Annotated in this window: 20 protein-coding genes, 1 tRNA gene and 1 pseudogene; 11 read left to right on the top strand and 11 right to left on the bottom strand. The window is 67.5% G+C overall.

The features are described 5' to 3' along the window. From KK7_RS22185 to KK7_RS0102980, 7 genes and pseudogenes are all read left to right on the top strand, one after another. Nucleotides 1-306, top strand: a pseudogene (locus KK7_RS22185) (hypothetical protein); the annotation flags it as partial. Between the two features lie 262 nt (nt 307-568). Continuing rightward, nucleotides 569-1189, top strand: coding sequence for a ribonuclease D (locus KK7_RS0103005; RefSeq protein WP_010543163.1), 621 nt, complete (start codon nt 569-571; stop codon nt 1187-1189). A 56-nt stretch (nt 1190-1245) separates the two neighbouring features. Then, the gene (gene lptC / locus KK7_RS0103000) at nt 1246-1890 is read left to right on the top strand and encodes an LPS export ABC transporter periplasmic protein LptC (protein ID WP_029622711.1); all 645 of its coding nucleotides are present in this window, start codon (nt 1246-1248) and stop codon (nt 1888-1890) included. Continuing rightward, complete coding sequence (locus KK7_RS0102995; RefSeq protein WP_010543161.1) at nt 1890-2441, top strand: LptA/OstA family protein; 552 nt, start codon at nt 1890-1892, stop codon at nt 2439-2441. The genes lptC and KK7_RS0102995 overlap by 1 nt, the downstream gene beginning before the upstream one ends. Nucleotides 2442-2614: 173 nt before the next feature. Then, nucleotides 2615-3349 carry an LPS export ABC transporter ATP-binding protein gene (gene lptB / locus KK7_RS0102990; RefSeq protein WP_100207500.1) on the top strand — a complete coding sequence of 245 codons (735 nt, stop codon included), beginning with the start codon at nt 2615-2617 and terminating at the stop codon, nt 3347-3349. A 5-nt stretch (nt 3350-3354) separates the two neighbouring features. Continuing rightward, entirely contained in the window at nt 3355-4863 is a 1509-nt protein-coding gene (rpoN, locus tag KK7_RS0102985) for an RNA polymerase factor sigma-54 (RefSeq protein ID WP_010543159.1), read from the top strand. Next, complete coding sequence (locus KK7_RS0102980) at nt 4863-5705, top strand: endonuclease/exonuclease/phosphatase family protein (RefSeq protein WP_010543158.1); 843 nt, start codon at nt 4863-4865, stop codon at nt 5703-5705. Before rpoN ends, KK7_RS0102980 begins: the two co-directional genes overlap by 1 nt. Nucleotides 5706-5730: 25 nt before the next feature. Here KK7_RS0102980 and KK7_RS0102975 read toward each other — a convergent pair whose 3' ends face one another. From KK7_RS0102975 to KK7_RS0102960, 4 genes are all read right to left on the bottom strand, one after another. Beyond that, on the bottom strand, nt 5731-6198 hold the full coding sequence (locus KK7_RS0102975; RefSeq protein WP_010543157.1) for a hypothetical protein: 468 nt from the start codon (nt 6196-6198) through the stop codon (nt 5731-5733). 132 nt (nt 6199-6330) lie between these two features. Then, entirely contained in the window at nt 6331-6798 is a 468-nt protein-coding gene (locus tag KK7_RS0102970; protein WP_010543156.1) for a hypothetical protein, read from the bottom strand. Between the two features lie 132 nt (nt 6799-6930). Further along, nucleotides 6931-7536 (bottom strand): SOUL family heme-binding protein, encoded by a 606-nt coding sequence (locus KK7_RS0102965; RefSeq protein WP_010543155.1) that lies wholly within the window; start codon nt 7534-7536, stop codon nt 6931-6933. Between the two features lie 13 nt (nt 7537-7549). Beyond that, nucleotides 7550-8545, bottom strand: a complete 996-nt coding sequence (locus tag KK7_RS0102960; RefSeq protein WP_010543154.1) for a ligase-associated DNA damage response exonuclease — start codon at nt 8543-8545, stop codon at nt 7550-7552. A gap of 92 nt (nt 8546-8637) precedes the next feature. On the opposite strand from KK7_RS0102960, the gene gyrB reads away from it, so the two are divergent. From gyrB to KK7_RS0102940, 4 genes are all read left to right on the top strand, one after another. Beyond that, nucleotides 8638-11130 (top strand): DNA topoisomerase (ATP-hydrolyzing) subunit B, encoded by a 2493-nt coding sequence (gene gyrB, locus KK7_RS0102955; RefSeq protein ID WP_010543153.1) that lies wholly within the window; start codon nt 8638-8640, stop codon nt 11128-11130. Between the two features lie 106 nt (nt 11131-11236). Next, entirely contained in the window at nt 11237-11725 is a 489-nt protein-coding gene (locus KK7_RS22435) for a hypothetical protein (protein ID WP_138983907.1), read from the top strand. Between the two features lie 242 nt (nt 11726-11967). Further along, entirely contained in the window at nt 11968-12702 is a 735-nt protein-coding gene (locus tag KK7_RS0102945) for an SDR family NAD(P)-dependent oxidoreductase (protein WP_010543152.1), read from the top strand. Nucleotides 12703-12739: 37 nt separating this feature from the next. Next, nucleotides 12740-13999: a DUF445 domain-containing protein gene (locus tag KK7_RS0102940; protein ID WP_051121221.1), complete on the top strand. Its 1260-nt coding sequence runs from the start codon at nt 12740-12742 to the stop codon at nt 13997-13999. A gap of 58 nt (nt 14000-14057) precedes the next feature. Here KK7_RS0102940 and KK7_RS0102935 read toward each other — a convergent pair. The 7 genes from KK7_RS0102935 to rpmI all read right to left on the bottom strand — a co-directional run bounded on the left by KK7_RS0102935 (nt 14058) and on the right by rpmI (nt 19492). Further along, nucleotides 14058-14134: transfer RNA gene (locus tag KK7_RS0102935), tRNA-Arg, on the bottom strand. Between the two features lie 63 nt (nt 14135-14197). Further along, nucleotides 14198-14614, bottom strand: coding sequence for a hypothetical protein (locus KK7_RS0102930; RefSeq protein WP_010543150.1), 417 nt, complete (start codon nt 14612-14614; stop codon nt 14198-14200). A gap of 4 nt (nt 14615-14618) precedes the next feature. Further along, the gene (gene pheT, locus KK7_RS0102925) at nt 14619-17042 is read right to left on the bottom strand and encodes a phenylalanine--tRNA ligase subunit beta (RefSeq protein WP_010543149.1); all 2424 of its coding nucleotides are present in this window, start codon (nt 17040-17042) and stop codon (nt 14619-14621) included. After that, nucleotides 17039-18130: a phenylalanine--tRNA ligase subunit alpha gene (gene pheS / locus KK7_RS0102920; protein WP_010543148.1), complete on the bottom strand. Its 1092-nt coding sequence runs from the start codon at nt 18128-18130 to the stop codon at nt 17039-17041. The genes pheT and pheS overlap by 4 nt, the downstream gene beginning before the upstream one ends. 71 nt (nt 18131-18201) lie before the next feature. Continuing rightward, on the bottom strand, nt 18202-18819 hold the full coding sequence (locus tag KK7_RS0102915) for a LysE family translocator (protein WP_010543147.1): 618 nt from the start codon (nt 18817-18819) through the stop codon (nt 18202-18204). A gap of 89 nt (nt 18820-18908) precedes the next feature. Beyond that, nucleotides 18909-19274 (bottom strand): 50S ribosomal protein L20, encoded by a 366-nt coding sequence (rplT, locus tag KK7_RS0102910; protein ID WP_010543146.1) that lies wholly within the window; start codon nt 19272-19274, stop codon nt 18909-18911. Between the two features lie 14 nt (nt 19275-19288). Next, nucleotides 19289-19492 (bottom strand): 50S ribosomal protein L35, encoded by a 204-nt coding sequence (gene rpmI / locus KK7_RS0102905; protein WP_010543145.1) that lies wholly within the window; start codon nt 19490-19492, stop codon nt 19289-19291. Nucleotides 19493-19516 lie beyond the last annotated feature (24 nt).

Raw genomic sequence — 19516 nt, 5'->3', positions numbered from 1 at the left:
GCCGCCGCCGAAGCCGCCGCCACCGCCGCGGAAGCCGCCGCCACCGCCGAAGCCGCCACCGCCGCCGAAGCCGCCGCGACCGCCACCACCAAAGCCGCCGCGATCTTCGAAGCCGCCGCCAAAGCCGCCGCCGCCGAAGTTATCGTCGCCGAAACCATCGCGCTTGTCCCTGCCGCGCCCACCGCGCTCGCCGCGACGTCCTCTATCGAAACTCATGCCCTGTTCGTCTTCCCGGTTCGCCCTACAAACTACCAATCAAAACCCGAGCGCCGGACGAAAAACGCAGGTCTTCCGGCGCTAACCTAGCGCCCGGGGAAGAGTCATACCCCAAAAAAACAGGGTGCGCGAACGAAAATCGCGCGATCGTCCGGTTTGCAGCAGGAAAGTGTCCGCAGGGCAACGGTGGTGACGTTTTCTCGCCGTCGGGCACCGTGACCCATCCAGTGTTGGATCCATAAACGCCTATAGGGAGAGCATCCGTGCCATAGCGTGCGAATCGGCGGGATGCAAAGTCGTGCAGGCAACGCAAAGCATTGAGGTACGCGGCCAACCTCGCTACGCGAGCGCGATGACCGTCCATTTCCACGAAGAAGACCTGCCGGAAGGCGTGTTCGCCCCCGGCGCCTCCATCGCCGTCGACACCGAGACGATGGGCCTGATCACGCCGCGCGACCGGCTGTGCCTGGTCCAGCTGTCCGACGGTTCGGGGGACGAGCATCTGGTGCGCTTCGGCCCGCAGTCCAACTACGCTGCGCCGAACCTGCGCGCGGTGCTGGCCGATCCGGAGCGGCTGAAGCTCTATCACTTCGCGCGGTTCGATCTGGCGGCAATCCGCTTCTACCTCGGCGTGACCGCCGGGCCGGTCTATTGCACCAAGATCGCCTCGCGGCTTGTGCGCACCTATACCGATCGCCACGGCCTCAAGGACCTCGCGCGCGAGCTGGTCGGCGCTGAAATCTCCAAGCAGCAGCAGTCGTCGGATTGGGGCGGTGCGGAGCTGTCCGACGCCCAGCGCGACTATGCCGCGTCCGATGTCCGCTTCCTCCACGCCATGAAGGTCGAGCTCGACAAGCGACTCGAGCGCGAGGGCCGGATGGAGATGGCGCAGGCCTGCTTCGACTTCCTGCCGTGGCGGGCCGAACTCGACATCGCCGGATGGCCGGACACGGATATCTTCGCCCATGCCTGATCGCGGCGCGGATCGAGTGGTTGTCTGGATCGTTTCGGCTCCCCACAAGGAAGCCTATGTCTGAGATCGCCGCTCGATTGCGCACGCAGCGCCGCGCCTGGGCCCATCCCGGGAGCAACCATGATCGCGCCGTGCGCGTCACCCTGGTGTTCCTGCCAGTGATGATCGGCGCGTTGGCGGCGTTCCTCGTCTCCGCGCCGCTGTTCATGGGCGGCGATGTCAGCTTCGTGCTCGACAAGAACAAGGTGGCAATGTCGCCCGAGCGACTGAAGATCGTCGCGGCGGACTATCGCGGCGAAGATTCGAAGGGCCGCCAGTTCGAACTGCATGCGGGCTCCGCGGTGCAGAAGAGCTCGGCCGAGCCCGTGGTGCAGCTAAACGAGCTCAATGCGCGCCTAAGCCTCACCGATGGCCCGGCGACGCTGGTGGCGAATCACGGCCGGTACAATCTGAACAGCGACCAGGTGATGATCGACGGCCCGATCAAGTTCCAGACGACCGACGGCTATATCCTCAACACCCATGACGCGACGATCGACCTCAAGACGCGGCAGCTGGAAAGCGGCGGTGCGGTGACCGGCAACACCCCGACCGGCACGTTCCGCGCCGATCGCCTTCGCGCCGATCTCGATAAGCGCGTGATCTCACTCGACGGCAATGCGCACTTGCGGATGATGCCGAAGCCGGCAAGGAGACCCTGATGACTCGCGCTCTCGCTTCGCTCGCCCTCGGGCTGCCGCTGCTCCTCGCCGCCGTTCCGGCGGCCGGGCAATCGCGCCACAACTCGGACGCCCCGATCGACTTTGACGCGCGCAGCATCCAGCTGGACGACAAGGCCAGCCGCGCACTGCTGAGCGGCAATGTCGTGATCAAGCAGGCGGACATGACGCTGCGCGCCGCGCGCGTGACGATCGCCTATACCGGCAGCGCAGTGAGCGGTTCGCCCCAGGCGACGCGGGTAGATGCCACAGGCGGCGTCACCGTGACCCGCCCGAACCAGACCGCGCGCTCCAGCTATGCGGTGTATGATGTCGATCGGCGGATTATCACCATGATCGGCAACGTCACGCTGCAGCAGGCGGGATCGAACGTCGCCAACGCGGCCGGCCCGCGCCTGACGATCAACCTGGATACCAGCCGCGCGACCTTCGGGGGTGCGCCTGCGGGTCCGAACACGCAGAACAGTGGCGGCCGAGTGACCGGGCGCTTCTCGGTGCCGAAGCGCGACTCGAGCGACGCGCCGAAGCAATAGGCCGGGGCAATGCCACGGCACGCCTTGCAAAGCCTTTTCTTCGCGCGCGTTATCATGCAGGAACCCTGCCAAGCGGCCACGCAGCGGGCGGGGACCAGACCAGCGTTTACTCAGCAGGAGCCGTCATGACCGACGTCGCCATCGCCGCCCCCGACCAGTCTGCCCCCGATCCCATGCCGCTGCCCGATCGCGGGCTCGCGGTAGTTTCGATCGCCAAGTCGTACGACAAGCGCACCGTGCTGACGGACGTGTCGGTCTCGGTCGGGCGCGGCGAAGTCGTCGGCCTTCTCGGGCCGAACGGTGCTGGCAAGACGACCTGCTTCTATTCGGTGATGGGTCTGGTGAAGCCGGACAGCGGCCGCATCATGCTCGACGGCGAGGACATTACCCGCCTGCCCATGTACCGCCGAGCGATCCTGGGCCTCGGCTATCTGCCGCAGGAAACCTCGATCTTCCGCGGCCTGAGCGTCGAGAAGAACATCTCTGCCGTGCTCGAGCTGGCCGAGCCGGACCGCGATGCGCGCCAGGCGCGGCTGGACGAGCTGCTCGACGAGTTCGGCCTCACCCGGCTACGCACCTCGCCCGCAATGGCACTATCCGGCGGCGAACGGCGCCGCGCCGAGATCGCCCGCGCTCTGGCGGCCAACCCGACGATCATCCTGCTCGACGAGCCGTTCGCCGGCATCGACCCGATCTCGATCGCCGACATTCGCGATCTGGTGAAGCAGCTGAAGCAGCGCGGCATCGGCGTGCTGATTACCGACCATAATGTCCGCGAGACGCTGGAAATCGTCGATCGCGGATATATCATCTATGACGGCCGCGTGCTGTTCGCCGGCTCGCCCGACGATCTGGTCCGCGACGAGAATGTCCGCCGGCTCTATCTCGGCGAAAGCTTCTCGCTCTAACGCGTATGAGTCTCGCGCCTCGCCTCGATCTGCGCCAGTCGCAATCGCTGGTGATGACGCCCCAGCTCCAGCAGGCGATCAAGCTGCTGGCGCTGTCGAACCTCGAGATCGAGACCTTCATCGCCGAGGAGCTGGAGCGCAATCCGCTGCTCGATGCCGGCGGGGGGGACGACGACGGCCCGTCCGAGCCGATGGGCGAGGCGGAGGCGTTCGAGCCGCGCGATGGCCCGGCCGACGCCAGCGAACTGATCCTCGGGGGCGGCGAGGCGTCGGGCGAGGCGGCGCTCGACGTCGATCTCGCGACCGAGGCCTTCCACCATGATTCGGCCTCCGACATGATCGGTGGCTTGGATGGCAGCCTGGGGCTGAACGGCGCGAGCGGCGGCGCCTCCGAGGACGGCCCCGATCTCGACAGTCTCGGCAGCGGCGAGCTGAGCCTGGCCGACCACCTGCTCGCGCAGGCCGGATCGACCGTCGCCGGGCCGGACCTGTTCATCGCCCAGCATCTGATCGACCAGATCGACGAGTGCGGCTACCTCACCGTCCCCTTGCGCGAAATCGCCGAGCGGCTGGGCGTGTCGCTCGCCCGGGTCGAGGCGGTGCTGGGCGTGATCCAGACCTTCGATCCGACCGGTGTCGGGGCGCGCGACCTCGCCGAATGCCTCGCGCTCCAGGCCAAGGAGGCGGATCGCTACGATCCCTGCATGGCGCGGCTGATCGACAATCTGGAGCTGGTCGCGCGCGGCGATCTCGGCCGGCTACGGCGGATCTGCAATGTCGACGACGAGGATCTCGCCGACATGATTCGCGAGCTAAGAAGCTACGATCCCAAGCCCGGCTGCCGCTATGGCGGCGATCCGGTACCGGCGGTGACCCCCGACCTGTTCGTCGCGCGGCGCGGAGCCGGCTGGATGGTGGAGATCAACGCCGCGACGCTACCGCGACTGCTGGTCAACCGCGCCTATTATGCCGAGGTTTCGTCGGGCAAGCAGGACAAGGCGAGCAAGGCCTGGCTCACCGACATGCTCGCCAGCGCCAACTGGCTGGTCAAGGCGCTCGACCAGCGCCAGCGCACGATCATCAAGGTGGCGAGCGAGATCGTGAAACAGCAGGAAGGCTTTTTCCTGAAAGGCGTGGCCCACCTCCGCCCGCTGACGCTGCGCCAGGTGGCCGACGCGATCGAGATGCACGAATCGACGGTCAGCCGCGTCACCAGCAACAAATATCTGAGCTGCGCGCGCGGCCTCTTCGAACTGAAATATTTCTTCACTAGCGCGATCCAGTCGGCCGATGGCGGCGAGGCGGTTTCGGCCGAGGCGGTGAAGAGCGCGATCAAATCGCTGATCGCGGCGGAGGATCCCAAGAAGATCCTGTCCGACGACACGCTGGTTGAGCTGCTCAACGCCAAAGGCTTCGACATCGCGCGCCGGACGGTGGCCAAGTACCGCGAGGCAATGGGTATCGGCAGTTCGGTCCAGCGCCGACGCCAAAAGGCTCTCGAAGGAGCGGGTTGATGATGCGTTTCTGGCGGTGGATGGCGGCGATCGCCGCGATGCTGGCGTGCGCGCCGGCACTGGCGCAGGGCGGTCCGGCGCTCACGGTGATGAGCCTTAACATCCGCTATCCCAGCCCGGACGATGGCGCCAATCTGTGGGAAAAGCGCCGCGCCCTTACCATTGCGACGATCCGCGCCGCCGACCCGGACCTGATCGGCACGCAGGAACTCTTCCAGCGCCAGGGCGACGATATCGTGAAGGCGCTGCCCCGCTATCGCTGGTTCGGCATCGACCGGCGCGGCGGGCATGCCGACGAGCATATGGGCGTGTTCTACCGGCACGATCGGCTGAAGCTGATCGAGCAGGGCCAGTTCTGGCTCTCCGACACGCCGGAGGTGCCCGGCAGCATCAGCTGGGGGCATCCCTTCCCCCGCATGGTCACCTGGGCGACGTTCGAGACGAAGGACGGCCGGCGTTTCCGCTTCTACAACACCCATTTCCCCTATCGCGACGAGGACGACGATGCCCGCACCCGCGGCGCGCGGCTGCTGGCCGATCGCATCGCCGCGGGGCCGGCGGCGCTCCCGGTGATCGTCACCGGCGATTTCAATACCACCGACGACAAGCCGGCCCACGCCGTTCTGACGAAGACGCTGTCCGACGCCTGGCTCGCCAGGCCGGACCATCGCGGTCCCGGGTTCACCTTCCACGGCTTCACCGGCAAGGGCGACAGCCGGATCGACTGGATCCTGACCCGCGGCGTCAAGGTGGAGCGGATCGCGACCGTGGATACGCACCAGGGTCCGGTCTATCCGAGCGACCATTATCCGGTCGTTGCGCGGGTACAGCTCGCGCGCTGAGCCGCACCCGACCGGCGCCGTCGCCTTACTTCTTCTTGTCCATCACGCCGCCGTCGAGCAGCAGCTTCATCAGCGCGTTCATGTCGACATAGCGGATGATTCCCGCGAAGGTGGCCATCACCTCGCTGTCGGTCATCAGGTCGGCCATGGCGGCTTCGCCGACTTGGCCGAATGCCTCCTCGGTACCCTCAACGCCATTGGCCTTCATCACAGTTACCGTCTCGGCGCGACAATCCGCGATCATCAGCCGCTCGATCACCTTGCCGGCCTCGCGCATTGCGATAACGCGCTGTTCCTCGCTGACCTTCGACATGTCCTGGACCAGCGCGGAGCGCGCCATGCCGGCGAAGATCCAGCGCACTAGGATGCCCCGGTCTTGCGTGGTCATGTGCGCCTTCAGGCACGCGGCAAGCTGCGGCTTGCCCTGCACCTGCATCGGCGCGGGCGCCATCGCGGCAACCGATAGATAGGCCAACCATCCAAGCATCATCATCCCCCTTCCCCGCGTCTACGGGTCGGCCGGCACCCTAGCGTCGGGAAGCGCGCATCGCCAGGCGGGAAACCCATCGCGCCTCACGATGTGCAAGCGGGCGCGACGGCGGCGGCAAGCGGACTACGGCGCAGGTCAGCCGCCGGGGCGCAGGCCGCCTTCCATCAGCATCATCGTGATGCTGCCCATGTCCGTGTACTGAAGGACGCCGGCGAGCGTGCCGACGACATTGGGATCCTGCGCCAGATCCATCAGCGCAACACGACCGAGGGCGGTGAAGCTGTTCTGGACGGCGCCGGGATCGCGCTTCATCCGGTCCATCGCTTGCGCACGGCAATCGCGGGTGACGAGCCGGGTGATCAGCTGCCCCGCCTGCTGGCTCGCCTGCGCGCGACGCCCCTCGTCCAGCTTCACCATGTCACGCACCGCGCCGCTCTGGGCGACGGCGGCGAACACCCAGCGGATCAGCACGTCGCGATCGGCGCGGCTGCTATGCGCGCGCAGACACTCGCCGAACGGATCGCGCGCCTGGGCCTCAGCGGCGGCCGGAACGAGGAACGAAGCGACAGCCGCAGCGGCGGCGAGGAGCGGACGAATCGTCATGGAGGTTCTCTAGAAAGGCTCGGCGGCAAGATCGCGGCAGAAGTTGCGCCTGATGTTGCCAACCTAGGGTCATCCCGGCTTTCGCCGGGATGGCGGCTGGGGGGACGAGCGCCACGCCCCCCACACCTTAGATTACAGCGTGATCAGCACCTCATTCCGGCGCAGCGGACCCGGGATGAAGGGCGAGTTGTAGAAGGCATATTCCACCGCGCCGCCGTTGATGCCCTTCGCCGCGAGCCAGCTGCGCAGCTCGGCCTCGCGCTTGTCCAGCGCCGCGTCGTCGGGCGAGCCAGCGAAGCGCAGCACCGCCACGCGGCGTGCCGGGCGGGTTGCCAGATCGACATTGTCGGCAGGCTTGGGCAGCGTCGCCAGGGTGAACTTGGACGGCATTACGAACTGCGTCCGCCAGCTGGCATCCTGCTTGGCGCTGAGCACCGGGGCGGTCATCGAAATCTTCTCGCCGCCGCTGCCGCCATTGTCGCCGCGCCGCTTGGCGAAGATATAGTCGGCAAGGCGCGAGAAGCCGGCGTTGAGGGCCGCGTCGCGCGCGCCGATCGCGCGGGTCTCGGCCACCACCAGCTCGGGATAGTCGCGAATCTCGAACTTGCCGTCCTTTTCCACCAGCGTGAAGGGCGGCTGCTCGCTCGCCTTCTCGAACGCGTAATAGGTCGCCGCGCCCGCGATCGCCGCGCCGCCCAGCAGGCCGCCCACCCAGGCCCAGGTCTTGCCGTTCGCCATCACCGAAACTCCCTCAATCGTCTTCGTCCTCGAACCCGGCGAGATCGAGCGCTCGCGCGCGGATCTGCCGGAGCCTGCACCAATGTACCAGCGCATCCTCACGGCCATGTGTCACCCACACTTCGCGGGGGGCCAGTTCCTCGATAGTGCGGGTCAGTTCGTCCCAATCGGCATGGTCGGACAGGATCAGCGGCAGCTCGACGTTGCGCTGGCGGGCGCGCTGGCGGACGCGCATCCAGCCGCTCGCCATCGCGGTGATCGGGTCGGGCAGCCGCCGCGACCAGCGATCGCTCAGCGCCCCCGGCGGGCAGAGGATGATCCGCCCCTCCAGTTCCTTCTTCGCGACGCCGGTGGCCGGGCGGAGCTCGCCCAGCGCCACGCCGTGTTCGACATAGAGGTCGCACAGCGCCTGCAGCGCGCCGTGGAGGTAGATCGGATCGTCGAAGCCCATGCCGCGCAGCTCGGCGATCACCCGCTGCGCCTTGCCCAGCGCATAGGCGCCGACCAGCACGCAGCGTTCGGGCTCGGTGCGGAGTGCCGTCAGCAGCTTGTCGATCTCGTCGGTCGTCTCGGGGTGGCGGAATACGGGAAGGCCGAAGGTGGCCTCGGTGATGAACACGTCGCACTGCACCGGCTGGAAGGGCGTGCAGGTGGGATCGGGGCGGCGCTTATAGTCGCCCGAGACCACGATCCGCTCGCCGGCATGGTCGAGCACGACCTGTGCCGAGCCCAGCACATGCCCGGCGGGGACGAAGCCCACCTCGATCGGGCCGAGCGTGACGCGCTCGCCATAGTCGACCGGCCGCCCGTTCTGCGGCCCGTAGCGCGCCGCCATGATCGCCAGCGTGCCCGGCGTCGCCCACACCTCGCCATGCCCGCCGCGGGCGTGATCGGCATGGCCGTGCGTCACGATCGCGCGGGCAACCGGCTTGGACGGGTCGATCCACGCATCCGCCGCCGGGAGATAGATCCCGGTAGGATCGGGGGTGAGCCAGCTGCCAAGCGCCATGGCGGTCGATATGGGATCGCCGGCCTCGATTGCGAGGCGCGGCGGCCGCCATTTTGCTTTCGTTCCGCCCCTCGAATCCCTATATCCTCGGCATGGCAGACACTCCCAAGACGAACGATCCCAACGCGAACGAATATGGCGCCGACTCGATCAAGGTCCTCAAGGGCCTGGATGCGGTCCGCAAGCGCCCCGGCATGTATATCGGCGACACCGACGACGGCTCGGGCCTGCACCACATGGTGTTCGAGGTTTCCGACAACGCGATCGACGAGGCGCTGGCCGGGCATTGCGACCTGATCCAGATCACGCTCAACGCCGACGGATCAGTCTCGGTCGAGGATAACGGCCGCGGCATCCCGACCGGCATCCACTCCGAAGAGGGCGTGTCCGCCGCCGAAGTGATCATGACGCAGCTCCATGCGGGCGGCAAGTTCGAGAACACCTCGGACAGCAACGCCTACAAGGTCTCGGGCGGTCTGCACGGCGTGGGCGTGTCGGTGGTCAACGCGCTCAGCGAGTGGCTCGATCTCAACATCTGGCGCGACGGCGAGGAGCATTACATGCGCTTCCGCCACGGCGATGCCGAAGCGCCCTTGAAGGTGATCGGCCCGGCAAACGGCAAGAAGGGCACCCGCGTGACCTTCCTCGCCAGCCCAGACACGTTCAAGATCACCGAATATGATTTCGAGAAGCTCGAGCACCGCTATCGCGAGCTCGCCTTCCTCAATTCGGGCGTACGCCTGTTCCTGCGCGACGCGCGGCACGAGGAAGTGAAGGAAGTAGAGCTGTTCTACGAAGGCGGCATCGCCGCGTTCGTGAAGTATCTCGATCGCAACAAGGTCGCGCTGATGCCCGATCCGGTGGCGATCAGCGGCACCCGCGACGACGTGACGATCGACGTCGCGCTCGAGTGGAACGACAGCTATTACGAAAACGTCCTCTGCTTCACCAACAACATCCCGCAGCGCGACGGCGGCACCCACTTGGCCGCCTTCCGCGCGGCGCTGACCCGCACGCTCAACAACTATGCCGACAAGTCGGGGATGCTGAAGAAGGAGAAGGTCTCCCTCACCGGCGACGATATGCGCGAGGGGCTCACCGCGATCGTCTCGGTCAAGCTGCCGGACCCCAAGTTCAGCAGCCAGACCAAGGACAAGCTGGTCTCCTCCGAAGTCCGCCAGCCGCTCGAAAGCCTGATGGCCGACAAGCTGGCCGAGTGGCTGGAAGAGAACCCCGCGGTCGCCAAGCAGATCATCCAGAAGGTGATCGACGCCGCCGCCGCGCGCGAGGCCGCCAAGCGCGCCCGCGAGCTCACCCGCCGCAAGGGCGTGATGGACATCGCCAGCCTGCCCGGCAAGCTCGCCGACTGCCAGGAGCGCGATCCCGCCAAGTCCGAACTCTTCTTCGTCGAGGGTGACTCGGCCGGCGGCTCGGCCAAGCAGGGCCGCGATCGCCACTTCCAGGCGATCCTGCCGCTGCGCGGCAAGATCCTCAACGTCGAGCGCGCGCGCTTCGACCGGATGCTCGCCAGCCGCGAAATCGGCACGATCATCACCGCGCTCGGCACCGGCATCCGCGACGACTTCAACATCGAGAAGCTGCGCTACCACAAGATCGTCATCATGACCGACGCCGACGTGGACGGCGCGCACATCCGCACGCTGTTGCTGACCTTCTTCTACCGCCAGATGCCCGAGATCATCACCAACGGGCACCTCTATATCGCCCAGCCGCCGCTCTATAAGGCGACCAAGGGCCGGTCCGAGGTGTATCTGAAGGACGATGCCGCGCTCGACCAGTATCTGGTCGATGCGGGCGTGGGCGGCACGGTGCTCGACACCAATGGCAGCCAGCGCTCCGGCGAGGACCTGCGCACGTTGGTCGAGCATGCCCGCCGCATGCGAACGCTGATGCGCTACGTGCCGCGCCGCTACGATCCGATGATCATCGAATCGCTGGCGCTGGGCGGCGCGCTGGATCCCTCGGTCAGCCGCGAGCGCCATGCCGAGGAGCTCAAGACGGTCGTCCACCGGCTCGACGCCGCCGATACCGAAGCCCGGTGGAGCGCACGCATCACCGAGGATGGCGGCTATCATTTCGAGCGGCTGTGGCGCGGGGTGACCGATCACCACATCGTCGAGGCGAATTTCCTCGTCTCGGCCGAGGCGCGCAAGCTGCACACGCTGGCGAGCGAGCAGGCGGCGGCGTATCTGACGCCGTCGAAACTGGTCTCGAACAAGGGCCTCGCGACCGAGGTGGATGCGCCGGTGCCCGAGGACGAGGCGCCCGTCGCGGTGGGCAAGGGCGAAAGCCTGGTGTCGCGTCCCTCGCAGCTGCTCGACGCGATCCTCGCCTTCGGGCGCAAGGGCCTCGCCATCCAGCGCTACAAGGGTCTGGGCGAGATGAACGCGGAGCAGCTGTGGGAAACCACGCTCGATCCGCAGAACCGCTCGATGCTGCAGGTCGCGATCGACCAGGCCGATGTCGCCGACGCGATCTTCACCCAGCTGATGGGCGACGTGGTCGAACCACGCCGCGACTTCATCCAGGAGAATGCGCTCAGCGTCGCCAATCTCGACGTTTGATCTGTCGCTCGACGGGCGGCCGGCGAGGGGTTAGCGGACCAGCGAGGGGGCGGTTGAAGTCGGTTTCGACCTTCGATTGTCCCCTTGCCTCCTTTCCGGCAGCGCCATGTCGTGCATCGTCGGCGTTCTGGGTGGTGGCATCCTGAAGCCAGCTGGCTGTTCGCGCCTGGTTGCGGACATGCCTATGCCAGTTCAAACAGGCATTATGCGCGCGAGCAAGACTGTTGGGATCGCCACCGTCGTCATGGTTCTTTGCGCGTGGGTTTACATTGCGCTCTCGGGAGAACCGCGTTTGCCGACGAGCATCGCAAACGGCCGATATTCGAACGGCTGTTGCGGCACGATCGTTTTGCACGACGGGGTGATGACCGTTGCAAATCAGCGCGTTGATTACATCGTCGAGCGGGATAAGGCAGGCCCGTATGTTCTGCCAACGGCATACGTTGGAGCGTCAGCGCATGCCATCGTGGTCAGGTCTGATGCTTACCCGCTGAAGCTACGTATCGACGATCCAGCTCATCCTCGCCAATTAGAATTGCTTGGTGATGCTGCGGATGGCGGACGGTATTCGTTCGCACGGGTGAACGGCAGCTAACCGCTCGCTTTCAGGCCACGGTGGTCCAATGCGAACCGGGCGTACTTTCCCTCTCCCGCAAGCGGGCGAGGGAGATGGAGACACGGATGCCGCTCTACCCCGCCGACGCACAGCCGATGCTGTGCCGGTCGGTCAGCGGCCCCGCCGGAACTGGCGCTTCCGGCTGCAACCCCGCAAAAAGCTGATCCAAACCGTCGCGACGCGCGTATAGGAAGCCAAACCCGTCATCCCAGGAGTTTTCCATGCCTACCGTACTCATCACCGGCGCCACCGCCGGGATCGGCGAAGCTTCGGTCCGTGCCTTTGCGGACGCCGGCTGGCATGTGGTGGCGACCGGCCGCCGCGCCGATCGCCTGGAAAAGCTGGCCGGCGAGCGCGTCCACACCCTCGCCTTCGACATCCGCGACGACGCCGCGCGCGATGCGGCGCTGGACAGCCTGCCCGCGCCCTTTTCCGAGATCGACCTGCTGATCAACAATGCCGGCCTCGCGCTCGGCCTTGAGCCCGCGCACAAGGCGTCGCTCGAAAACTGGCGGACGATGATCGACACCAACGTCACCGCACTGGTTTCGATCACCCACAAGCTGCTGCCGGGCCTGGTCGCGCGCAAGGGCGGGATCATCAACCTGTCGTCGGTCGCCGCCACCTATCCCTATCCGGGCGGCAACGTCTACGGCGCGACCAAGGCGTTCGTCCGCCAGTTCACGCTCAACTTGCGCGCCGACCTGATCGGCACCGGCGTGCGCGTCACCTCGATCGAGCCGGGCATGGTCGAGACCGAGTTCACCCTGGTCCGCACCGGCAGCCAGGAAGCCTCGGACAAGGTCTATGCAGGCGTCAACCCGATGACCGCCGAGGATATCGCCGAGACGATGCTGTGGGTGGCGACGCTGCCGCCGCACTTCGCGGTCAACACGCTGGAACTGATGCCGGTGAACCAGGGCAACGGCCCGTTCGCGGTGCATCGCGAAGGGTGAGCGGAGCGGACGGGGCCTTCGCGGCGTTGCACCTGCCATGAGCCTCCCCCCCCGCCTTCGGAGCGATCCTCCGCCCGCCGGCCTGCGCCGGATGCGGATGGTCGCGACCGGGCTGCTGCTGGCGATGGCGGCGCTGTTCCTCGCCGCCCGCCATTTCCAGGGCCTGCACCCGGCGCTGCCCTTCGTCCGCGCCTTTGCCGAAGCGGCGATGGTCGGCGGGCTGGCCGACTGGTTCGCGGTGACCGCGCTGTTCCGCCACCCGCTGCACCTGCCGATCCCGCACACCGCGATCATTCCGCGCAACAAGGATCGCATCGCCGAGACGCTCGGCCAGTTCCTCCGCGCCAATTTCCTGATCCCGCGCGTGGTCGCGCGGCGGATGCAGCGGCTGGACGTGGCCGGCGCCGCCGGGCGCTGGCTGGCGGCGCCGTCGCACGGCACCGGGCGGATCGGCGCGGGTGCGTCGCGGCTGGCGGCGAACATCCTCGAATCGCTCGATCAGGAGCGGCTGGGCGGCATGGCCAAGGGCGCGATCGCCGCGCGACTCCGGGCAATCGAGGTGGCGCCGCTGTTCGGCCAGGCCTTGGCGGCGGCGATCGCCAACGGCCGGCATTTGCCGCTGCTCGACTCGATCATCCGGGGCGCCGCCCGCATCCTGGAGGCAAACGAGCATCTGATCCGCGAGATGGTCCATGCCCGCGCGGGATCGGTGATGCGCTGGACCGGGCTGGACGAGACGCTCGCCACCAAGATCATCGAGGGGCTGAAGAAGCTGATCGACGAGATGGCGGAAAATCCCGACCATGCCGTCCGCGCCAAGATCGAGGAGGGGCTGGAGAGCCTCGCCGAGCGCCTCCAGCACGATCCCGAGCTGCAGGCGCGGGTGGAGAGCTTCAAGCTCGAGATGCTGGAGAATCAGGGCTTCCAGCGCTGGATCGACGGGTTGTGGGAGCAGAGCCGCGCCGCGATGTTGCGGCTGGCGCGCGATCCCGAGCGGGCGCTGGGCGGCCGCATGGGCGAGGCGCTGCGCCAGTTCGGCGGCACCCTGCAGACCGACGCGAAGCTTGCGCGGACGATCAACCGCTTCGTGCGCCGCGCCGCGGTGGGGGCGGCATCGGACTATGGCGACGGTATCGTCCGGCTCGTCTCCGACACGATTCGCGGCTGGGACGCGGAGACGGTCACCTCGCGGCTGGAAAACGCCGTGGGGCGCGACCTGCAATATATCCGGATCAACGGTACCGTCGTCGGCGGGCTGGTCGGCGTGGCGATCCACGCGGTCGACGTCCTGCTCTGAGCATGTGCCGGGGCCCGCACGATGAGGTGCGGTACGGCGTTTGCGATGTCAGGAGAAATGGCGCGCCCGGAACGATTCGAACGTCCGACCCTCAGATTCGTAGTCTGATGCTCTATCCAGCTGAGCTACGGGCGCGCGGTGAGGTGCGGCGCCTAACCGAGGATCGGGGGTAGCGCAACCCCTTTTTGCATCCGCCCCTCAATTATCGCGATAGGGCAGCATGTCCTCGTCGAACGAGCGCGGCAGATCGAGATGCCACAGCGCCCCGTCCCACCGGTCTTCCAGCGTGCCGAACTGGAGGAGCGTGCCGGGCGGGCAGCCCAGCGCAACCAGCTCGTCGCGGCAAAAGACGCGCCCGCGCTCCAGATCGATCAGATCGACATCGAGGATCGCGCAGGCCGGGCGCCACTGGCCGGCATCGTCCAGCGTCTCGATCAGCGTGCCGCCGCCGCAGCTGCCCAGCCCGGCGATGCGTAGTTCGGCGTCGAGAAACACGCCGAACCGGCCCTCGCGCTCGTGCGGATCCATGTCGCCGGGAAAGGCGACCGACACCGCATGCGTGTCGAGCGGCTCCGCCATGAGGGCGTCGAGCCCGGGAAGGAACCGCTCGATCATCGCATCATCCTCGCAGGCTTGCGCCCAGCTTCGCCGCCGCCGCGACGACCTTGTCGGCCACCGCCTTCAGGTCCGCGTCGGTGAAGCTCTTGTCGCCCGGCTGGAGCGTGACTTCAATGGCCAGCGACTTCTGCCCCTCGGGCACGCCCTGGCCGGTGAAGACGTCGAACAGCCGCGCATCGACGATAACGCCCTTGTCCGCGCCCTTCACGGTGCGGACGAGGTCCCCCGCCGCGAGCGCGGTCGGCACCAGGAAGGCGAAGTCGCGCGTCACCGCCTGCAGCGCAGGCGGCGTGAAGGCGGGGCGGGTGAAGCCGGTCGCCTTCTTGGCGGGCAGCGCGTCGAGATGGATTTCCACCGCCGCCACCGCGCCGTCCAGATCAAACGCCTTGAGCACGCTCGGGTGCACCATGCCGAAGCTGGCGAGGACGTTCTTGGGCCCCAGCCGCAGCGTCGCCGACTGGCCGGGATGGTAAGCGGCACCCGCCTCGCCCATCACCTGCAGGTTGGCGACCGGTGCGCCGGCAGCCTCCAGCAGCGCCAGCGCCTCGGCCTTGGCGTCGAACGCGGTGAAGGGCTGGGCCTTGCCGCCCTGCCAGCCGCGCGCGGCCTTGGAACCGGCCAGCACCACGCCGAGCGTCAGCCGCTCCTTGTCCGCCAGATAGCGGCGGCCGACCTCGAACAGGCGGACGCTGGTGGCGCCGCGCTTGAGGTTGCGCTCCGCCGCCGCCAGCAGGCCGGGCAGCAGCGAGGGGCGCATGACCTTCATGTCCTCGCTGATCGGGTTGGCGAGCGTCCAGGCGCCACCGCCGAACACCTCGGCCTGGGCCTCGGGGAGGAAGCTCCAGGTGATCGCTTCGTTCAGCCCGCGCGCGGCGGCGGTGCGACGCATCCGGCGCTCGAGCTTCTGCTCGGGCGTGGCAGTAGGCGTCGCGACGCCGGGCGTGCGCGGCAGCGGCGTCGAGGGGACATTGTCGATGCCGGCGATGCGGATCACTTCCTCGACGATGTCGGCCGGGCCATCGACATCGCGGCGCCAGCTGGGTGCGGTGACGCGGAAGGCTTCGAAGCCCTCGCCTAGCTCCACCGGATCGCCATTGCCGTCCAGCGGCTGCACGACGAAGCCGAGGCTCTCCAGGATCTCGACTTGGCTAGCGGCCGGGACGGCGAGGCCGCCCAGCGTCTCGGCCAGATCGGGATCATAGCCGACGACCGCGCCCACCTTCGGCGGCGTGCCGCTGCGGGTGACCTCGCTCGGGGTACCGCCGCACAGCGCCAGCACCAGCCGGGTGGCGATCGCCAGCCCCTCGTCGAGGAACGCGGGATCGACGCCGCGCTCGAAGCGGGTGCGTGCATCGCTGGTCAGCAGCAGCTTCTGGCCGGTGCGGGCGATGTGCTCGGGATCGAAATAGGCGCATTCGATCAGCACGTCGGTGCTGTCGTCCGAACAGCCCGAATGCTCGCCGCCCATGATGCCGCCGATGTCGTGCACCGCCATATCATCGGCAATCACGGTCATGCTGTCGGTGAGCGTGTAGGTCTTGCCGTTCAGCGCGAGCACGGTCTCGCCGTCCTTCGCCTTGCGCGCGACCAGCCCGCCGGAGAGCTTCGCCATGTCATAGACGTGGAGCGGCCGGCCAAGCCCGAACATCACGAAGTTGGTGATGTCGACCAGCGCGGAAATCGGCTTCTGCCCCACCGCCTTGAGGCGCTGCTGGAGCCAGTCGGGCGACGGCCCGTTCTTCACGCCGCGCACGATCTGGCCGTAAAAGGCCGGGCAGCCCGCCGCGTCGTCGGTGCGCACGTCGGGGCCCGCGCCCTGCGGCACGATCGTCGGCAGGTCCGCGACCACCGCGTCGAGCGGCTTGAGCGTGCCCATCCCCGCCGCGGCGAGGTCGCGCGCGATGCCGCGCACGCCCATGCAGTCCTGCCGGTTCGGCGTGATCGACACGTCGATCACCGGATCGTCGAGGCCCGCATAGTCGGCGAACGCCGTGCCGACCGGCGCATCTACCGGCAGTTCGATGATGCCGTCATGGTCCTCGCCCAGCTCCAGCTCGCGGGTCGAGCACATCATGCCGTTCGATTCGATGCCGCGCACCGCCGCGACCTTGAGCGTCATGCCGTTGGCCGGCACCACCGCGCCGGGCAGGCCCAGCACGCCGACCAGCCCTGCCCGCGCGTTCGGCGCGCCGCACACCACTTGCAGCGGACCTTCGCCGAAATCGACGCTGAGCACCTGCAGCTTGTCGGCCTGGGGGTGGCGCTCGGCGGACAGCACGCGGGCGACGCGGAAGCCGGCCAGCCGCTCGGCGGGGTTCTCGACGCCCTCGACCTCGAGGCCGACACGGGTCAGCGCCTCGAGGATCCCGGTCAGCGAGGCCTCGGTTTCCAGATGCTCCTTGAGCCAGCGCAGGGTGAACTTCATGCGCCGACTCCCCCGCTCAGCGTGGGCACGTCTAGGCCTGAGAAACCGTAATGCTTGAGCCAGCGCAGATCGCCGTCGAAGAAGGGGCGCAAATCGTCCATCCCATATTTGAGCATCGCCAGCCGGTCGACGCCGGTGCCGAAGGCGAAGCCCTGCCATTCCTCGGGATCGAGCCCGCAGGCCTCGATCACCCGCCGGTGCACCATGCCGCTGCCCAGCACTTCCATCCAGCCGCCGCCGGGCGCGTCGCCGCTGCCGCCGATCACCCGCTTGCCGTCCTTCCAGGTGAAGCCGACATCCACTTCGGCCGAAGGCTCGGTGAAGGGGAAATAGCTGGGGCGCAGGCGCAGCACGATGTCGTCGCGCTCGAAGAACGCCTTGAGGAAGGTCTCCAGCGTCCATTTGAGGTGGCCGAGGGTGATGCCCTTGTCGATCACCAGGCCTTCGATCTGGTGGAACATCGGCGTGTGCGTCGCATCCGAATCCGAGCGATAGACGCGACCCGGCGCGATGATGCGGATCGGCGGCTTGCTGCTGGTCATCGTGCGGATCTGCACCGGCGAGGTGTGCGTGCGCAGCACCATCGGCCGCTCATGCTCGCCGGCGAGGTAGAAGGTATCGTGCATCGCGCGCGCCGGATGCGTCTCCGGGATGTTGAGCGCGGTGAAATTGTGCCAGTCGTCCTCGACCTCGGGGCCGGTGGCGACCGCGAAGCCCAGATCGGCGAAGATCTCGGCCAGCTCGTCCATCACCTGGCTGACCGGGTGGACCGATCCCGGCGCGACGCCGTCGACCGGCAGCGTCATGTCCACCGTCTCGCTGGCGAGGCGCGCATCGAGCGCGGCCTGCTCCATCGCCGCCTTGGCGGTGGCGAGCGCCTCGGTGACGGCCTCGCGAAGCCCGTGGATGCGCGGCCCCTGCTCCTGCCGCTCTTCTGGGGTGAGCTTGCCGAGCGTCTTGAGCAGGCCGGTGATCGCGCCCTGCTTGCCGAGCGCCTGGACGCGCACCGCCTCCAGCGCATCGAGCGCGGTGGCGGCATCGATCGCGGCAAGCAGCTCGCCGCGCAGGGTATCGAGATCGGTGGTCATCGTTTTCCGTTCACTGTGCGAGATGGCTGGAACCCTAGACGGGCCCCTAGGTCAAGGCGTTTGAGGGTCCGCTACACCCGGCTGCCGAGCAGTGCGGCGCCGAAGGCGACAAACACGCCGCCGGTAACGCGGTTGAACATCCGCTGGCGCGCCGCAGGTGCCAGCCAAGCCGCGAGCGAGCGGCCGCCCAGCGCATAGACCGAGAACCAGAAGGCCTCGATCACGACGAAGGTCGCGATCAGGATCGCCAGCTGCGGCAGGAACGGCCGACCGACGTCGAGGAACTGCGGGAACAGCGCGGCTGCGAAGACGATCAGCTTGGGATTGGACAGCCCCGTGCCGAGCCCGGTCAGATAGCGGGCCCGTACCGACTGGCGCACCGGCACGGCCGCATCGGCATGGGCCTCCGCCACCGGGGCGCGCCAGGCCTTGATGCCCAGCCACAGCAGATAGGCGACGCCCGCATAGCGCAGCACGTCGTACAGCCCCGGCGACGCCTTGAGCAGCGCCCCCAGCCCCGCCGCCGAGGCGATGAGGCAGAACAGGTTCGCGCTCATCAGCCCCGCCGTGGTCGGCAGCACGCTGCGCGCGCCCTCGCGGATGCTCTGCACCATCACGTGGAGCATGTTCGGCCCCGGCGTCATCGACACGAAAAACACGGCGGTGACGTAGAGCCACCAGGTCTTCATCGCCACGGGATCGTCCCTCCCGGTTGGAATGAAAAAGGGCGCCGAAGCCGTAGCCTCGACGCCCCAAATCAGCTTGCGCGCAGGTCCGCTCAGGCGGCCTGGGGCAGTGCCGCCTTCGCCTGCGCGATGATGGCGGTAAACGCCTCACCCTCGTGCATCGCGATGTCGGCCAGGACCTTCCGGTCGAGTTCGATACCGGCCAGTTTGAGGCCGTGCATGAACTGCGAATAGGTCAGGCCTTCGGCGCGGACGCCGGCGTTGATGCGCTGGATCCACAGGGCGCGGAAGCTGCGCTTCTTTACCTTGCGGTCGCGATAGGCGTACTGGCCGGCCTTTTCGACGGCCTGGCGCGCGATACGGATGGTGTTCTTGCGACGGCCATAATAGCCCTTCGCCTGATCCAAAATCCGCTTATGCTTCGCCTTGGTGGTCGTACCACGCTTCACTCGTGCCATTTTTCAGGACTCCCTTACTTCAGGCCGTACGGCGCCCACGCCTTGACGTGTGCCACGTCGGCGTCGGCCAGCACGCTGGTGCCGCGGTTGGTACGGATATACTTCGAATTGTGCGAAATCAGGCGGTGGCGCTTGCCGGCGACGCCGTGCTTCACCTTGCCCGTGGCGGTGAACTTGAAGCGCTTCTTCACACCGCTCTTGGTCTTGAGCTTGGGCATTTTCGTCTCCTTATGGTTCGACGA

Source organism: Sphingomonas elodea ATCC 31461 (assembly GCF_000226955.1).
In the GTDB taxonomy this organism is placed as follows: Bacteria; Pseudomonadota; Alphaproteobacteria; order Sphingomonadales; family Sphingomonadaceae; genus Sphingomonas; species Sphingomonas elodea.
The sequence above is the reverse complement of the archived record's forward strand: the minus strand, read 5'-3'. Positions and strand labels throughout refer to the sequence as shown.

Bases quoted from the DNA above. Each gene is read 5' to 3' on its own strand.
- KK7_RS0103005 (WP_010543163.1), top strand. From the start codon at position 569: ATGACCGTCCATTTCCACGAAGAAGACCTGCCGGAAGGCGTGTTCGCC.
- lptC (WP_029622711.1), top strand. From the start codon at position 1,246: ATGTCTGAGATCGCCGCTCGATTGCGCACGCAGCGCCGCGCCTGGGCC.
- KK7_RS0102995 (WP_010543161.1), top strand. From the start codon at position 1,890: ATGACTCGCGCTCTCGCTTCGCTCGCCCTCGGGCTGCCGCTGCTCCTC.
- lptB (WP_100207500.1), top strand. From the start codon at position 2,615: ATGCCGCTGCCCGATCGCGGGCTCGCGGTAGTTTCGATCGCCAAGTCG.
- rpoN (WP_010543159.1), top strand. From the start codon at position 3,355: ATGAGTCTCGCGCCTCGCCTCGATCTGCGCCAGTCGCAATCGCTGGTG.
- KK7_RS0102980 (WP_010543158.1), top strand. From the start codon at position 4,863: ATGATGCGTTTCTGGCGGTGGATGGCGGCGATCGCCGCGATGCTGGCG.
- KK7_RS0102975 (WP_010543157.1), bottom strand. From the start codon at position 6,198: ATGATGATGCTTGGATGGTTGGCCTATCTATCGGTTGCCGCGATGGCG.
- KK7_RS0102970 (WP_010543156.1), bottom strand. From the start codon at position 6,798: ATGACGATTCGTCCGCTCCTCGCCGCCGCTGCGGCTGTCGCTTCGTTC.
- KK7_RS0102965 (WP_010543155.1), bottom strand. From the start codon at position 7,536: ATGGCGAACGGCAAGACCTGGGCCTGGGTGGGCGGCCTGCTGGGCGGC.
- KK7_RS0102960 (WP_010543154.1), bottom strand. From the start codon at position 8,545: ATGGCGCTTGGCAGCTGGCTCACCCCCGATCCTACCGGGATCTATCTC.
- gyrB (WP_010543153.1), top strand. From the start codon at position 8,638: ATGGCAGACACTCCCAAGACGAACGATCCCAACGCGAACGAATATGGC.
- KK7_RS22435 (WP_138983907.1), top strand. From the start codon at position 11,237: ATGTCGTGCATCGTCGGCGTTCTGGGTGGTGGCATCCTGAAGCCAGCT.
- KK7_RS0102945 (WP_010543152.1), top strand. From the start codon at position 11,968: ATGCCTACCGTACTCATCACCGGCGCCACCGCCGGGATCGGCGAAGCT.
- KK7_RS0102940 (WP_051121221.1), top strand. From the start codon at position 12,740: ATGAGCCTCCCCCCCCGCCTTCGGAGCGATCCTCCGCCCGCCGGCCTG.
- KK7_RS0102930 (WP_010543150.1), bottom strand. From the start codon at position 14,614: ATGATCGAGCGGTTCCTTCCCGGGCTCGACGCCCTCATGGCGGAGCCG.
- pheT (WP_010543149.1), bottom strand. From the start codon at position 17,042: ATGAAGTTCACCCTGCGCTGGCTCAAGGAGCATCTGGAAACCGAGGCC.
- pheS (WP_010543148.1), bottom strand. From the start codon at position 18,130: ATGACCACCGATCTCGATACCCTGCGCGGCGAGCTGCTTGCCGCGATC.
- KK7_RS0102915 (WP_010543147.1), bottom strand. From the start codon at position 18,819: ATGAAGACCTGGTGGCTCTACGTCACCGCCGTGTTTTTCGTGTCGATG.
- rplT (WP_010543146.1), bottom strand. From the start codon at position 19,274: ATGGCACGAGTGAAGCGTGGTACGACCACCAAGGCGAAGCATAAGCGG.
- rpmI (WP_010543145.1), bottom strand. From the start codon at position 19,492: ATGCCCAAGCTCAAGACCAAGAGCGGTGTGAAGAAGCGCTTCAAGTTC.